The organism is Marinobacter sp. H13 (assembly GCF_059072335.1).
Genome location: NZ_JCACRU010000001.1, coordinates 71,785 through 87,383 on the forward strand (window position 1 = coordinate 71,785; position 15,599 = coordinate 87,383).

Genomic DNA, 15,599 nt, shown 5'->3' on the forward strand with positions numbered 1-15,599 from the left:
ATTCTTCAGATCTCGATGCCTTCAAGCTTGGCAACCGTGTTAATGTCCTTGTCGCCACGCCCGGAAACGTTAATGACAACGGTCTGGTCTTTGTCCATGGTCGCCGCCAGTTTGATGGCATAAGCGACAGCGTGAGCCGTTTCCAGCGCGGGCATAATGCCCTCGACGCGGGTCAATTTCCGGAACCCTTCCATCGCTTCGTCATCGGTAACGGACACATAATTGGCACGGCCAATGTCCTTCAACCAGCTGTGCTCTGGACCCACCCCTGGATAGTCCAGGCCGGCACTCACCGAATGCGTACCTGCGATCTGGCCATTTTCGTCCTCCATCAGGTAGGTGCGGTTACCGTGAAGCACGCCAGGACGACCGGCACAGAGTGGTGCCGCGTGTTTGCCGGTCTCAATGCCCAGGCCGCCAGCCTCGACACCGTAAAGCTGTACCGATTCGTCAGAAAGGAACGGATAGAACATGCCAATGGCGTTGGAACCACCACCCACACAAGCGACCAGGGCATCCGGCAACTTGCCGGTTTTCTCCAGCGCCTGACGACGGGTTTCCCGACCGATTACCGACTGGAAATCCCGGACCAGCAGCGGATATGGATGCGGCCCCGCAACGGTACCAATGATATAGAAGGTGTCGTCCACGTGAGCCACCCAGTCACGCATCGCATCGTTCATGGCATCCTTGAGGGTTTTGGTGCCACCCTGAACGGCATGTACCGTCGCGCCCAGAAGCTTCATCCGGAACACGTTCAGGGACTGTCGCTGGACATCCTCCGCGCCCATGAACACATGGCATTCAAGACCGAGACGAGCGCAAACAGTCGCAGTGGCAACGCCATGCTGACCCGCACCGGTTTCGGCAATGATCCGCTTTTTACCGAGGAAACTGGCAAGCAGCGCCTGGCCGATCGTGTTGTTCACCTTATGGGCACCGGTGTGACAAAGATCTTCACGCTTGAGCCAGATCTGGGCGCCGCCGGTTTCACGGCTGAGACGCTCGGCGAAATACAGGGGGGTTGGCCGGCCAACATAATCCGCCAGTTCCTTGTCGAACCGCGCCTGGAATTCCGGATCCTTCTTCAGGCGGGCGTATTCTTTCTCGAGCGTCATCAGAGAATCCATCAGAGTCTCGGAAACAAATCGCCCACCAAAGGCGCCGAAGTGACCCCGCGCGTCCGGCAGTGCGCTCAGCATTTCTTCAGTCAGTTTTACAGACACGGTGAACCTCTTTAATAAAATGAGAAATTTTCTGGATATCCTTGATGCCTTTGTCCTGTTCAACACCGCCACTGACATCTACAGCCCAGGGTTTCACCTGTTTCACAGCGGCAAATACGTTATCAGATGACAAACCCCCGGCCAATATGATCGGAAGCGGCCGGTAGTCAGGGATCAGATCCCAGTTAAACGATTTTCCTGTGCCTCCATACCGGTCTGGATCCCAGGCGTCGACCAGCAGGCCGGAAGCATTGTGAAACTCCTCGAAGGCAGCTTCAATCTGCCCCGCCTCTCGGACCCTGATGGCCTTGATCCAGCGTCGACCAAAACTGGCACAGAAATCCGCCGATTCGTCGCCATGAAACTGCAGCAAATCCAGTGGCACCCGCTCGAGAACCGCCTCGACTTCCTGCCTGGATGGATTAACAAATAATCCGACCACCGACATGAACGCCGGAACACGCTTTACCAACTCGGCGGCCTGATCCAATGACACTGACCGGGGACTCGGCTCATAAAAAACCAGGCCCAGGGCGTCGGCGCCGAATTGAACAGCCCCGTCGATATCCTCGGGGCGGGTAAGGCCGCAAATTTTGACCCTTGCGCTCATTGGCTCGGAACCCGCTGTTTGACATGGATGTGTGTTGGGGTGAACGGACTGTTTTCTTCCCGAGTGAACCAGGGCCGCAGAAAGCCCGGGCCGCACTCGACAGCGGGAATCCCGAATTCGTCCGGGTACCCCACATCGACCAGATACAGACCATGGGGAGGCGCTGTTACACCTGCAGCTGTCCGATCTCTGGCGACCAGTATCTCATGAATCCACTCCGGTCGCTGCTTTCCCGAACCAACCGCCATCAGGGCACCGGCGATATTCCGGACCATGTGGTGCAAAAACGCGTTGGCTTGCACGTCTATTACGACAAAATCCCGCTTCCGGGTTACCGAAATACGCTCCAGAAACCGAATCGGTGTTCGAGACTGGCACCCGGCCGCACGGAAAGAGGAAAAATCATGTTCTCCGGCCAATGCCTGCGCGGCCTTGTGCATGCGATCTGCGTCCAGTGGGCGGAAGGTCCAGCTTACCTGGCCCCGCTGTATACCCGGACGCACTGGATGGTTATAGATGATGTAACGATAACGCCGATAGGTCGCGGAAAATCGAGCGTGGAAATCACCGACTCCGTTTCCGGCCCAGTGCACGGAAATGTCATCGGGCAGCGCCGTGTTTATACCCATAACCCAGGAGCGCAGGTTACGGACAGACGGAGTGTCGAAATGAGCGATTTGATAGCTGGCGTGCACCCCGGCATCGGTACGGCCCGCACACACCAGATCAACTGCATGGTTCGCAACCTTTGCCACCGCTGCCGTCAGTTCCGCTTCCACCGATCGAACACCGGATTTCTGGAGCTGCCAGCCGTGAAACCCACGCCCATCATATTCGAAGGCAAGTGCGACGCGGCCCGCGCCTACGGCGTTATCGGTGGAGAGCTGCTGAGTCTCGAGAAACAAGTGCGAATCCGAAGAGAATGGTTCTATAAAGACAAAGCGCCGACCTTATTGCCGGGAGGATTACCCGGCGGCCGGCGCTTGCTACCTGTCAGACCCGATTATAACGGATCAGGACAGATTTTTAAGGAGGTCTTGCGCCTCTGCTTTCTGGTCTTCGTTTCCTTCAAGGGAGACTTCTTCCAGGATGTCGCGAGCTCCGTCGGTGTCACCCATCTCGATGTAGGCCCGCGCCAGATCCAGTTTGGTAGCGGCCTCATCGGTTCCGGCCAGGAAGTCGAAATCGTCCTCGTCACCGAGTTCGCTTTCATCGATGTCCGCAACCTGCGATTTGCGCGACTCATCGGAAACCTCATCAGACGCGACCGGGAGATCAAGATCACTTTCAGATGTCTCCGAGTCTTCGAGCTCATCAGTTACACCCAGTTGCTCGAGATCCTCGGCATCTTCAACCGTCTGTTCAGGATCCGCTTCCTCTGCATCGCCCTCACCGAGCGTGTCCTCAAGACCAAGCTCTTCATCGAGTGACGCCTCTTCGCTCTCCTCGGGGTTGGCTGAATCGGCAGAATCGGAAAACTCTTCCATCAGTGCCAGGTCTTCATCGGACACGTCCAGTTCCAGGTCATCCAGTGAAGATTCTTCCATCTCACTGCCACCAAGCTCGTCTTCTTCACCGGCTACCTTGTCCAGCTCAGCATCGAGCTCGTCCAGGAATGACTCGTCCAGCGAATCAACGTCGGAGTCGCCGTCCAAATCAGCACCCTGCTCAGAGCCTTCCTCGGAGGTGGTTTTCGGCCTTTCGTCTGGCAGCTCCTCCGCCAGGTCTCCTTCGTCCAGATCACCCTCTTCCAGATCGAGGCTCAGGTCGTCATCAGAATCGTCGAGCGTCTGCTCTGTACCGGTTGGCCTGTCAGAGTCCGCTTCGAATTCCGAAGACAGATCCCAGTCAGTGGACTCCTCAAGCTCTGAGGTGTCTTCGATCGAAGGCTTTTGTTCATCCGATTCCATCTCCAGACCCGAGAGATCGTATTCGATCATGTCGTCCCGGCTTTCTTCTTTGCCCTCGCCGGATGCGTCCTCCTTGCTGGCCTCGGATTCGTCAAGCTCATCAAGCTCGAAATCAGACAGGTCAGTCTCTGAAAGCTCCGAATCAAAGTCGCCAAACTCGTTCTCGGCCGGCTCTTCTTTTTCGGAATCGAACTGATCGGCGAGAAGTTCTTCAGATTCAGGCTTGTCCTGCTTCTCAATGGACTCATCACCGGTTTCGTCAGAATCATAGGATGTGGCAAACGAATCGGAACGTAACTGAGACTCAAGGTCATCGATGCTGGGCATCGACTCCGCCTCTTCCAGCCGTGCGCGCAGCTCGTTCGCGGTGGTCAGCGCTTCTTCATCGTCCAGAGCCTCGACCTCTCCGAATTGTTTTTCGAAAGAGTCGCGATCCTGGGTATCTGCGTAGACACCGAGCAGCTTCAAGCGCAGATCGGTGCGACTGGGCTCACGGGAAATTGCGGTTTCCAGAGCTTGGGCAGCCCGATCATGCTGGCCATAGGCAATGTAAGAGTCAGCCTCGGCCAGGGCGTCGCCAGCCGCAGATTGCTGATCCTCTTCATCCAGGCTCAGATCGAAGGAATCCGTTTCTTCGTCGGTTTCATTGTTCAGCTGTTCGTAAAACGCCTTTTCCCGGTTTGCATTGCGGCGGGCAAGCAGCAGGAGAAGCAACAGCAGAACGATCAGACCGCCACCAAGGGCAATCTGATACATCGGATTACCAGTTATGGCATCAATAACGTTACCGGGGAAACCTTTATCGGCAGCCGGAGCCTGTTGAGCAGGCTTGGGCGCAGGCTCTGCAGATTGCTCTGTTTGTGTCGGGGCTGGCTCCGCCGCCTCAGTTGCTTCAACCGCATCATCGGTAGCCGCAACCGCGGGCTCATCCGCTCCAGACATTTCAGCCTGTTCTGATGCGTTACCGGCATCGGCACCCATCTGATCATCGGTTGCCTGATCGGAACCGGCCATTTCGTCAGTTTCATCGACCATAGCCTCGGACTCGGCCATGTCGCCTGATTCACCCGCAGCTTCCGCATCCCCAGCTTCACCGTCCATCATGTCCGAATCGACGGGTGCCGTATCACCTTCAACGGCCTCGTCCATGGCGACAGATTCCGCTGCTCCGTCATCGGCAGCCGGACTTTCAACGGGTGCGGTCTGCTCTGCCGTTTCATCACCAGCAGTCTGCTGCATTTCAGCAAGCTGGGTATTCTTGAGCTCAAGCAGGCGCTGCAGAGTCTGCACCTGGTCCTGCAGGTCCTCAACACGACTGTTCAGCTCATCGTTCTCCCGGCGAGCGCTTTCGAGCTCTTCCATCGCGACCGCTGTGCCGGCATCAACGCCGCCCGGCAGTTCGCTGTCACCGCCCGCGGAGCCACTTTCGCTGCCCTCACTGCCGGCGTCCTCGGACACCACGAGTTTGAGTTCATCACCTCCGGCGCCAGCCTGCTGTTGGGGCGCGGACGCTGCCTGCTGCTCGGCGGTTGCATCGACTGTGCGCTGGGGAGTCTGGAATTCCTGATTCTGCTGGGCAACCACGCGAGTAGCTTCAGCGCGAGTTCGACTCTGGATCTGGTCCAAAGACGGGACACGCAGCACTTCACCGCGCTTCAGTCGATTGATGTTATTGCCAATGAATGCGTTCGGGTTCAGGTCCTGGATTGCCAGCATGACCTGCTGCATAGAGACACTGTTGTCTGGACGCACTTGAGACGCGATGGTCCACAATGTGTCTGAAGCTCCGGTGGGCCCGAATGTATCAGCCTGATATCCGGAACCCAGCGACCGCTCGGCCTGAGCCTGGCGACGAACTGATTCGGCACTGCGAGTGGTCGTCGGTTGGCTGGTTGTCTGGGACGTGGAGACTGTTGGAGTGCTGACCTGTTCCTGCACGCCGGACTCTTCCGCGTATACAGGTGGATCCACCAGAACGGCGTATTCCCGCATTAACCGGCCGTTTGGCCAGGTCAACTCAAGCAGGAAGTTGAGGTACGGTTCCCTCAGAGGTTCACGGGAGGACACATTGACAATGAGACTGCCATCATTGCCGGTGACCACCTGGAACCTGAGCTTACTGAGAAACTGGTTGCGATCCAGCCCCACCCGCTCATATGCCTGTTCCGAGGCAATATTGACGAACACGTCCGCTGGATTGACGCCACGGCTTTGGGGCAGAACAATCTCTGCGTCCAGTGGCTCGTTCAGATAGGACTGAAGTTCTATTTCACCCAGCCCCAGGGCCTGTGCGACGCCGGATCCGAGCCCTCCCGCCAGAGCCAGGGCAACCGCAAGCTTGCGTACCTTCATGCTTTTTCCTTTCCAGTCTCCGTTATTCGTTACTGCTCTTTTTCAAACAGAATCGGACGAGGTTGGATGACTTTCGTCTTGATAATTCTCGTTATTATGTGTTCTTTTTAATTTTCAGTCCGGCAAGTATTGTTGATAAAACCTCTTTTATCAATCAATCAGCCGCAATCCTTGTACCATTTTTTTATCAATCACGCGGAACTACCTAGCGCTCTTGAAAATAACAGGGGCGGAGGCTGAAATCAGCCTCCGCCCCCTCACCGGTTTATCGAAACCGGACACAGTTGGCATTTATTGCCTCTGTGTAACAATTTTTAACGCTCCTGAAGGATCCGGAGCATACGGCGCAGCGGCTCAGCAGCCCCCCACAGGAGCTGATCACCCACCGTAAACGCGGAAATGTATTCCGGCCCCATGGTCAGCTTGCGGATACGGCCGATAGGAACGCTCAAGGTACCGGTCACCTTCGCTGGAGTAAGTTCCTCAATGGTCGCATCACGGTCATTGGGAATCACTTTCACCCAGTCATTCGCTTTCGCAAGGATCGACTCGATTTCAGAAACCGGGAGATCCTTCTTCAGCTTGATTGTCAGCGCCTGACTGTGGGAGCGCATTGCGCCAATCCGCACACAGATGCCGTCGATGGGAATCGGGTTATCGGAGCGCCCGAGAATTTTGTTGGTCTCGACCCCCGCCTTCCACTCTTCCTTGCTCATGCCGTTGTCGAGCTGCTTGTCGATGAACGGGATAAGACTGCCGGCCAGGGGCACCTGGAAGTGCTCGGTCGGGAAGCCGTCCGAACGCATGGTTTCGGTTACCTTGCGGTCAATCTCCAGAATCGCGGAGGAAGGATCATCCAGCTCGGACTGGACGCTTTTGTTGAGCTCGCCCATCTGGTTCAACAGCTCGCGCATGTTCTGAGCGCCAGAACCGGAAGCCGCCTGATAAGTCATGGGCGACACCCACTCGATCAGATCCTGTTCAAGCAGGCCACCCAAAGCCAGCATCATAAGGCTCACGGTGCAGTTACCACCGATGTAGTCCTTGACGCCTTTCTCAAGCGCAGCATCAATCACGTTTCGGTTGACCGGATCCAGAACAATCACAGAGTGGTCGACCATCCGCAGGGTGGAGGCTGCATCAATCCAGTAACCTTCCCAGCCCGCGTCACGGAGCTTCTGATAAACCGCACCGGTGTAGTCGCCACCCTGACAGGTCACGATGACATCCATGGTTTTCAGAATCTCGACGTCAAACGCGTCCTGCAGAGGAGGAACGTCGTCTTTTCCCACGTCCGGCGCAGGCTTGCCAGCCTGGGATGTGGTGAAAAACACCGGTTCGATATCGGCGAAATCGTTTTCTTCACGCATGCGTTGCATGAGGACCGAGCCCACCATGCCACGCCAACCTACAAGTCCAACTCGCTTCATGTGCGATCTTCAGACCTCGTTTTATGCCCGCCCCATGCCTTTATCGCTGGCAGGGACAGGATGGGTGATCCCGCGGCAACTGCATCGCGTTGCCGTCGGGTCTCAAATACGCCTGTCAGGGCCTGGCCTCTTTACAGTGCAGCCAGAACCGCCTCCCCCATTTCCCGGGTGGACACTTTCTTTGCGCCCTCAGACATGATGTCCGCTGTTCGCAGACCCTGATCCAGGACCTTGCTGACCGCCGCTTCAATGGCTTCAGCAGCTTTTTCCTCATTCAGGCTGTACCGCAGCATCATGGCAGCACTGAGGATGGTGGCCAGCGGATTGGCAATGCCCTGCCCGGCAATATCCGGCGCAGACCCGTGGCAGGGCTCATACATGCCCTGCTTTTCGGAGTTCAGCGACGCCGATGGCAACATGCCGATCGAGCCGGTGAGCATAGCCGCTTCGTCCGAAAGAATATCACCAAACATGTTGCCAGTCACAATCACGTCAAACTGCTTGGGGGCACGGACCAGCTGCATGGCGGCATTGTCCACGTACATATGAGACAGCTCCACGCCCGGATATTCCCGGCGGAGATCGTTCATGATTTCCCGCCATAGAACAGTCACTTCCAGCACGTTGGCTTTGTCCACGGAGCACAGCTTTTTGCCCCGCTGCTGCGCGGCCTCAAAAGCCACCCGCCCGATACGACGAATTTCCGATTCTGTGTAGGCGTAGGTGTTGTAACCCTGGCGCTCTCCGCTCTCAAGTTCGCGCACACCGCGCGGCTGACCAAAATAGATGCCGCCAGTCAGTTCACGGACAATCATGATATCCAGCCCGGAAACAACTTCCGGCTTCAGAGAAGAGGCGGACGCCAGTTGCGGATAAAGAATTGCCGGGCGCAGGTTTGCAAACAGGTCCAGGTTAGAGCGCAACCCCAGCAACCCCTTCTCCGGGCGCTTGGCCATCGGCAGACTGTCCCACTGAGGACCGCCCACGGCACCCAGAAGGATCGCGTCGGCTCTGGTGGCCTTTTCGAGGGTTTCATCCGGCAGCGGTGTGTCGGTTTCATCAATCGCCGCACCGCCCACGAGGCCGGACTCGAAATTCAGGCCGAGACTGAACTGATCATTGATCTTGTTGAGCACTTTTTCCGCTTCAGCGACAATTTCCGGACCGATACCGTCGCCGGGAAGCATCAGGATAGTTCTGGGCATGTTTTTTCCTTGTTCCATTCCTTCAGGTCGAATTAGAGCCAGCGTAATCGGACTGCCTATTACCGCCCAGCACCAAACAGCCAGGGCGCAGTTTTACGGCGGCTATCTTCGTAAGACCGGATCAGCTCAGCATCTTCCAGCGTCACGCCAATATCATCCAGGCCGTTCAGCAGGCAATGACGACGGAAATCATCCACCTCAAAGGTAAAGGTTTCGCCGGATGGGGTAGTTACAGTCCTGGCTTCCAGGTCGACTGCCAACTGATAGCCTTCACTCTGCTCCACTTCCCGGAATAAACGATCGACAATTTCCTCTGGAAGAATAATGGGTAACAACCCGTTCTTACAGCAGTTATTATAGAAAATATCGGCAAAACTCGGAGCAATAATCACCCGGAACCCGAAATCCTCCAGAGCCCAGGGCGCGTGCTCCCGGCTTGAACCACAGCCAAAGTTACGTCGCGCCAACAATACACTGGCGTTCTTGTAGCGGTCCTGATTCAGGACAAAATCCGGATTAATCGGACGGGTGGAACAATCCTGATCCGGTTTGCCTTCATCCATATACCGCAACTCATCAAACAGGTTCGGGCCGAAGCCCGTGCGCTTGATGGACTTCAGAAACTGCTTGGGAATGATCATGTCCGTATCCACGTTGGAACGGTCCATGGGGGCGACAACGCCCTGGTGTTGCTTCAATGCGCGCATGGTTCTCTCCTGTGGATCAGTTCATCAGCTCACGGACATCAACGAAATGACCGGTCACTGCGGCAGCAGCAGCCATGGCCGGGCTCACCAGATGGGTACGCCCGCCAAAGCCCTGACGGCCCTCGAAGTTCCGGTTCGACGTGGAAGCACAATGCTCCCCCTGCCCCAGCTTGTCGGCGTTCATGGCCAGGCACATCGAACAGCCCGGGTCGCGCCACTCAAGACCGGCTTCGATAAAGATCTTGTCCAGACCTTCCTGCTCCGCCTGGGCTTTCACCAGACCGGAACCGGGAACCACCATGGCCTGCTTCAGAATCGGCGACACCTTCCGCCCTTTCACCACGGCCGCGGCCTCGCGCAGGTCCTCAATCCGGCTGTTGGTACAGGAGCCAATGAACACACGATCCAGCTTGATATCGGTAATCGCCATATTGGGCTGCAAACCCATGTACTTGAGAGCGCGAACAATGCCTTCACGCTTGATCGGATCGGCTTCCTGTTCCGGATCGGGCACCTTGCCATCAATTCCGGCCACCATTTCAGGCGACGTACCCCAGCTCACCTGCGGCTGGATTTCCGAGCCTTCGAGCTCAACAACCTTGTCGAAGACTGCATCGCTATCGCTATGCAAGGTGCGCCAGTATTCAACTGCAGCATCCCACTGCCCGCCCTTGGGCCCAAACGGACGATTGCGAACGTATTCGATGGTGGTGTCATCAACCGCTACCATACCAACCCGCGCACCGGCTTCGATGGACATGTTGCAGATAGTCATCCGCCCTTCCATGCTCAGGCCCTGGATGGCTTCGCCCCCAAACTCAATGGCGTGCCCGGTACCACCGGCAGTCCCGATCTTGCCAATGATGGCCAGCACAACATCCTTGCCGGTAACGCCCGGCCCCAGTTTGCCATTGACCTTCACCAACATGTTTTTCATTTTCTGCTGCACCAGACACTGGGTGGCCAGCACATGTTCAACTTCACTGGTGCCAATACCATGAGCCAGGCAACCGAAGGCACCGTGGGTGGATGTATGGGAATCCCCACAAACAATACTCATGCCCGGCAACGTTGCGCCCTGCTCGGGCCCGATAACGTGCACGATGCCCTGACGTTGATCCTTGATCTTGAACTCAAGAATCCCGAACTCGTCGCAGTTCTTGTCCAGTGTTTCCACCTGGATCCGGGAAACCGGGTCAACAATACCTTCGACACCACGATCACGATCCGTGGTAGGCACGTTATGGTCCGGCGTCGCAATGTTGGCATCAATCCGCCACGGCTTCCGCCCCGCCAGACGCAGACCTTCAAAAGCCTGGGGTGATGTCACTTCGTGCAGTAACTGACGATCGATATAAATCAACGCGGAGCCGTCGTCGCGCTGTTTGACGAGATGATCGTCCCACAATTTGTCGTATAAGGTTTTGCCCGCCATGGTTCTCTCTCACTCTCTGGGGGTTTTTGGTTCTGACGTTTGATAACGGTATCTTACCGCCTGCGACCGGATAACCTCAATTCATGTTTTTTATCTATCGCATGCCTTATGGTAATACTTTAAGATTCTGAGAAGGTCGCATGAAGGGATAAGCCTCCCAAAACACGCCCGTAAATACATCCATGTAGGGCTCGGTCGCGCCATCCCTGGCGCTCCACGGTTTTGGGAGGCTCATCCCTCCATACTCCCCATGCGCTGCGGATATTGGCCACACTCTGGGGAGCGGGTTGGAGCAGCGTTTTCAAAACCGTAGAGGGCCAGGGATGGCCCGATTCGAGCCCACATGGACGTGCTTGTTGGCGTGTTTTGAAAATGCTGTTCCAAGCCGGGACCTGCACCATATTTCGAAATCCGGGAACACATATATGGACTCAAACGCATTAAAGGCATTTTTGACCATTGTCGATCAGGGCTCCTTCTCAGAAGCCGCGGAAATCCTGCACCTGACACAGCCGGCCATCTCGAAACGTTTGGCTGCCCTGGAAAACCAGCTTGGCACCAGCCTGATCGATCGTAGCCACCGCCAGATTCGTCTGACTGATGCCGGCAGTCGTTTGCTTCCCCATGCACGTCGGATCCTCGATGAAATTCACAACGCCCGGGTGGCGTTGTCGCCGGACTCTGGACAAGTCCAGGGCGAGCTGCAAATCATCGCCAGCCATCACATCGGTCTGCATCATTTGCCAAATTGGCTACGACGGTTCAAACGGGAATACCCTCAGGTGTCCATCAACCTGCAGTTCATGGAATCCGATGCCGCCTACGAGCAGATGCGTAAACGTAATGCGGAGCTGGCATTCGTGACGCTGAGTGACAGCATGGAACCGAGCTTTCATGTGTTTGCCCAATGGCCGGACCAGATGGTGTTTGTGGTGGGCGCCGAGCACCCCCTGGCGTCACTCGAAAATCCGAGGCTTACAGACCTAGCAGACCACCCGGCACTATTGCCCGACACCAGCACCGCAACCTATCGGGTTGTGAGCCGGTTGTTTCTGGAGGCGAATCTGCACCTGAACCCGCAAATGCCAACCAACTACCTGGAAACCATCAAGATGATGACCAGTGTGGGCCTGGGCTGGAGTGTGCTGCCCCTGCGCATGATTGACGACAGCCTTAGGGTACTGGATGTGGGCAAGCCAGTTTCTCGTGTCCTCGGGGGGATCGGGTTATCCGGGCGGCAGCTCAGCAACGCGGCCAAAGCGTTACTCACCATCGTGCAGGAAGAGGAAAGCGCCTGAGGTTTAACCCTCGCCATGGGCTGGCGGCGGCCGAAGGCCTCGCCAGGTGATCACGATTGCGACGGCCATGGCGGCCGCACCACCCCAGAAAGCCGCCGAGGTACTGAACCCATCCACCAGGAACCCCGACAACCAGGCCCCAAGCGCACCGCCAGCACCGAAGGTGAGGCCGCTGTAGAGGGCCTGCCCCTGCCCGTGATGGTGCTTGCCAAAAAAGCCCTGGATGTACTGGACAGAGATTGCATGCAGCGCACCGTAAGATGCTGCATGCAGCAGCTGGGCGAACAGCAGGACGAGGACAACATCCGTCAGCTCCGCGATCAGTACCCATCGAATCATGGTGAGCGTAAGCGCGCCGATCGCAATCTGGCGAACCGTGAAATTGCGCGTTAACCGGTGCATCACCAGAAACAGTGCGATCTCCGCAAAAACACCCAGCGACCACAGCAAACCAATCGACAGCTTGCCGTACCCGTGCTGCTCCAGATGGATACTGAAGAACGTGTAGTAAGCTCCGTGCGAAACCTGCAGCAGGAAATTCATCAGAAAAAACGTCACCACTGCCGGGTGCGTGACGATGGCCTTTAAACTGCCTTTCGGAGCCGGCGCCTTTCGCTCACCCCGCTCCGCAGGCACCAGAAATGCGGATACGGCAATGCCCGCAAACACCGGAAGCAACAACCACGGGAGATTCTGAATCGGCACCAGTTCCAGCAAACCGCCGACCAGCGCAACCGCTCCGATGAACCCCACCGAACCCCAGAGCCGAACCCGCCCGTATTTCTCTTTCTGCTCGCCCAGGGTTCGAAGCGTGATCACCTCATACAGCGGCAAGATCGCATTCCAGAAAAACGTGAACGCCAGCATGACCAGCAGCAGGCCATAGAACCCCGGCTCCATGAACACACCGGCAAAAAACAGCGAACCGGTAATGGCACCGAACCGCACCAAACGCACACGCTGGCCGGTTCTGTCCCCTAGCCAGCCCCAGACGCTGGGAGCAACGATTTTGGTGAGCTGAATGGTCGCCATGAGCGTGGCGATCTGGAGGTAGGAAAAGCCCTGGCCCTCAAGGTAGAGGGACCAATACGGCAAGAGCCCGCCAAGGAGGGCGAAGAACCAGAAATAGAGGTTAGAGAGGCGCCAGTAGATAGAAATACCCCGCAAGTCCGGCTGTTTTGGCGGGACTCACTGCCCAAAAATGTGGAGCGCCAAGGATGGCGCGACCAAGCCCTACAGGGAAGTATTCACGGGCGTTTTTTGGGCAGTGAGTGCCGCCGAAGCAGCTTCACCAAGCCTGACAAACAAAATCAGAGCTGCCCAATCACCGGCGTAGAAACAGAAACATCCGCATTCTGCCCACGATGCCGCAGGTAATGGTCCATCAACACAATGGCCATCATCGCCTCCGCAATCGGCGTCGCCCGGATACCGACACATGGATCGTGCCGCCCGGTGGTAATAACTTCACAGGGATCGCCGTTCACATCAATACTGCGACCCGACAAGCGCAAACTCGACGTGGGCTTCAATGCGATACTGGCCACGATCGGTTGCCCTGAGGAAATACCTCCAAGCACACCACCGGCATTATTCGAAAGGAACCCTTCCGGCGTCATCTCGTCACGATGCTCGGTGCCCTTCTGGTCGACGCAGTCAAAACCGGCGCCAATCTCGACGCCCTTCACCGCATTGATGCTCATCAGTGCATGAGCCAGATCCGCATCCAAGCGGTCAAAGATCGGCTCGCCGAGACCCGGTGGCACGCCTTCGGCAACCACGTTGATCCGGGCACCGATGGAATCACCCTCCTTGCGCAGGGCATCCATATAAGCTTCCATTTCGGGAACCTTGTCCGCATCCGGGCAGAAGAACGGGTTCTGGTGAACCTGATCCCAATCCAGTTTCTCGGCCTTGATGGGCCCCAGTTGCGACAGATAGCCGCGAATCCTGATACCCAGGCGCTGTTCTAGGAACTTTCTCGCAACAGCACCCGCAGCAACCCGCATGGCGGTCTCACGGGCAGACGAACGACCACCGCCGCGATAGTCGCGAACACCATACTTGTGCATGTAGGTGTAATCAGCGTGAGCCGGCCGAAACTGTTCGGAGATCTTTGAGTAATCCTTGGACCGCTGATCGGTGTTTTCAATCAGCAGGCCAATCGGCGTTCCGGTGGTCTTACCCTCGAAAACGCCTGAGAGGATTCTCACCTCGTCGGCTTCACGACGCTGGGTTGTGTGCCGGGATGTGCCTGGCTTTCGGCGATCCAGGTCCCGCTGCATGTCCGCTTCCGAAAGCTCAAGTCCCGGAGGGCAGCCATCAATGATGCACCCCAGCGCAGGCCCGTGGCTCTCGCCGAATGAGGTAACCGTAAACAGTTTTCCGAAAGAGTTTCCCGACATAATTCAGTATCTTGTTCAGCTTTTATGAGAATTCAGTTTAACTGGAAGCCTGCCACTGACGCAGGTCCGGCTCGGTGATCAGAAAGACGCCATCGCCCCCATTCTCGAACTCCAGCCAGGTTAGTGGCAGATCCGGATACGCCTCATCCATTGCAACCCAGCTGTTACCGACTTCCACGACCAGTAGTCCACCAGGAGTAAGATGTTCGGCCGCTTTGGCAATGATTCTGTGAGCGATGTCGAGCCCGTCTTTACCGGCGGCAAGGCCCAGCTCAGGTTCGTGGCGGTACTCATCCGGCATGCTGGAGAGATCGTCTGCATCCACATAGGGCGGGTTGCTAACGATGACGTCGTAGCGACCTTCAATATTGTCAAAGACATCGGATTGTACGGTACGGACCCGCTCGCGGACTCCGTGCAGGTCGATATTGGATTCAGCCACTTCAAGTGCATCCGGAGAAATGTCCGACAGATCGACTTCCGCCTCGCCGAAAACAGATGCCGCACCAATGCCAATGCACCCGCTCCCGGTGCAAAGATCAAGGATGCGTTCCACCGGCTTGTCTCCGAGCCACGGCTGAAAGCCATTCTCGATCAGTTCACCAATGGGGGAACGCGGCACCAACACCCGTTCGTCAACATGAAAGGGCATGCCCATAAACCAGGCTTCACCGAGCAGATACGCCAGAGGTACGCGCTCTTCCACGCGCCGGGCGATTCTTTCCAGTACCAGCTCCCGCTCTTCCCGCGTTAGACGGGCATCCAGGAACAGAGTGTTGTTTTCAAGGGGAAGGTGCAGGCTACGCATAACCAGCTGAACGGCTTCATCCCAGACATTGTCCGTGCCATGCCCGAAAAACAGCGGCGAAGCAGCAAACCGAGAGGAGGCGTAGCGGAGGTAATCCCGAACGCTGTGAAGGTCGTCAATAGGGCTGGTCACTAACGTACATCCTGTCCAAGAGCGTGTTAGCGCGGGATTATACGCTGTTTACCCGCTCGACTGCAGCCCGCCCCCGCCAAC

12 protein-coding genes are annotated in these 15,599 nt (G+C 56.8%); 1 reads left to right on the top strand and 11 read right to left on the bottom strand.

Features of this window, described 5'->3' with window-relative positions; all coding sequences use genetic code 11:
• Positions 1-5 precede the first annotated feature (5 nt).
• The 8 genes from trpB to leuC form a co-directional block, all read right to left on the bottom strand.
• On the bottom strand, positions 6-1,214 hold the full coding sequence (gene trpB / locus AC5JQH_RS00360; protein WP_430417211.1) for a tryptophan synthase subunit beta: 1,209 nt from the start codon (positions 1,212-1,214) through the stop codon (positions 6-8).
• Positions 1,207-1,836, bottom strand: coding sequence for a phosphoribosylanthranilate isomerase (locus tag AC5JQH_RS00365; RefSeq protein WP_008171748.1), 630 nt, complete (start codon positions 1,834-1,836; stop codon positions 1,207-1,209). The genes trpB and AC5JQH_RS00365 overlap by 8 nt, the downstream gene beginning before the upstream one ends.
• Positions 1,833-2,741: a tRNA pseudouridine(38-40) synthase TruA gene (truA, locus tag AC5JQH_RS00370; RefSeq protein WP_273156523.1), complete on the bottom strand. Its 909-nt coding sequence runs from the start codon at positions 2,739-2,741 to the stop codon at positions 1,833-1,835. Before truA ends, AC5JQH_RS00365 begins: the two co-directional genes overlap by 4 nt.
• Before the next feature lie 108 nt (positions 2,742-2,849).
• Positions 2,850-6,098, bottom strand: coding sequence for a FimV/HubP family polar landmark protein (locus AC5JQH_RS00375; protein WP_491713123.1), 3,249 nt, complete (start codon positions 6,096-6,098; stop codon positions 2,850-2,852).
• Positions 6,099-6,412: 314 nt separating this feature from the next.
• A complete protein-coding gene (gene asd, locus AC5JQH_RS00380) occupies positions 6,413-7,528 on the bottom strand; it encodes an aspartate-semialdehyde dehydrogenase (protein ID WP_008171753.1) in 1,116 nt (371 codons plus the stop codon).
• A 131-nt stretch (positions 7,529-7,659) separates the two neighbouring features.
• Positions 7,660-8,733: a 3-isopropylmalate dehydrogenase gene (gene leuB, locus AC5JQH_RS00385; protein ID WP_493790901.1), complete on the bottom strand. Its 1,074-nt coding sequence runs from the start codon at positions 8,731-8,733 to the stop codon at positions 7,660-7,662.
• 59 nt (positions 8,734-8,792) lie between these two features.
• On the bottom strand, positions 8,793-9,440 hold the full coding sequence (gene leuD / locus AC5JQH_RS00390; protein WP_493805129.1) for a 3-isopropylmalate dehydratase small subunit: 648 nt from the start codon (positions 9,438-9,440) through the stop codon (positions 8,793-8,795).
• A gap of 16 nt (positions 9,441-9,456) precedes the next feature.
• Entirely contained in the window at positions 9,457-10,875 is a 1,419-nt protein-coding gene (gene leuC, locus AC5JQH_RS00395; protein WP_104271223.1) for a 3-isopropylmalate dehydratase large subunit, read from the bottom strand.
• Positions 10,876-11,300: 425 nt separating this feature from the next.
• Here leuC and AC5JQH_RS00400 point away from each other — a divergent pair, with 425 nt between their 5' ends.
• Entirely contained in the window at positions 11,301-12,173 is an 873-nt protein-coding gene (locus AC5JQH_RS00400; RefSeq protein ID WP_008171762.1) for a LysR family transcriptional regulator, read from the top strand.
• A gap of 3 nt (positions 12,174-12,176) precedes the next feature.
• On the opposite strand, the gene AC5JQH_RS00405 is transcribed toward AC5JQH_RS00400, so the two are convergent.
• The 3 genes from AC5JQH_RS00405 to prmB form a co-directional block, all read right to left on the bottom strand.
• A complete protein-coding gene (locus AC5JQH_RS00405; RefSeq protein ID WP_008171764.1) occupies positions 12,177-13,340 on the bottom strand; it encodes an MFS transporter in 1,164 nt (387 codons plus the stop codon).
• Positions 13,341-13,483: 143 nt separating this feature from the next.
• On the bottom strand, positions 13,484-14,578 hold the full coding sequence (gene aroC, locus AC5JQH_RS00410) for a chorismate synthase (protein ID WP_008171766.1): 1,095 nt from the start codon (positions 14,576-14,578) through the stop codon (positions 13,484-13,486).
• A 37-nt stretch (positions 14,579-14,615) separates the two neighbouring features.
• Positions 14,616-15,518: a 50S ribosomal protein L3 N(5)-glutamine methyltransferase gene (gene prmB / locus AC5JQH_RS00415; protein WP_053115374.1), complete on the bottom strand. Its 903-nt coding sequence runs from the start codon at positions 15,516-15,518 to the stop codon at positions 14,616-14,618.
• Positions 15,519-15,599: the final 81 nt, after the last annotated feature.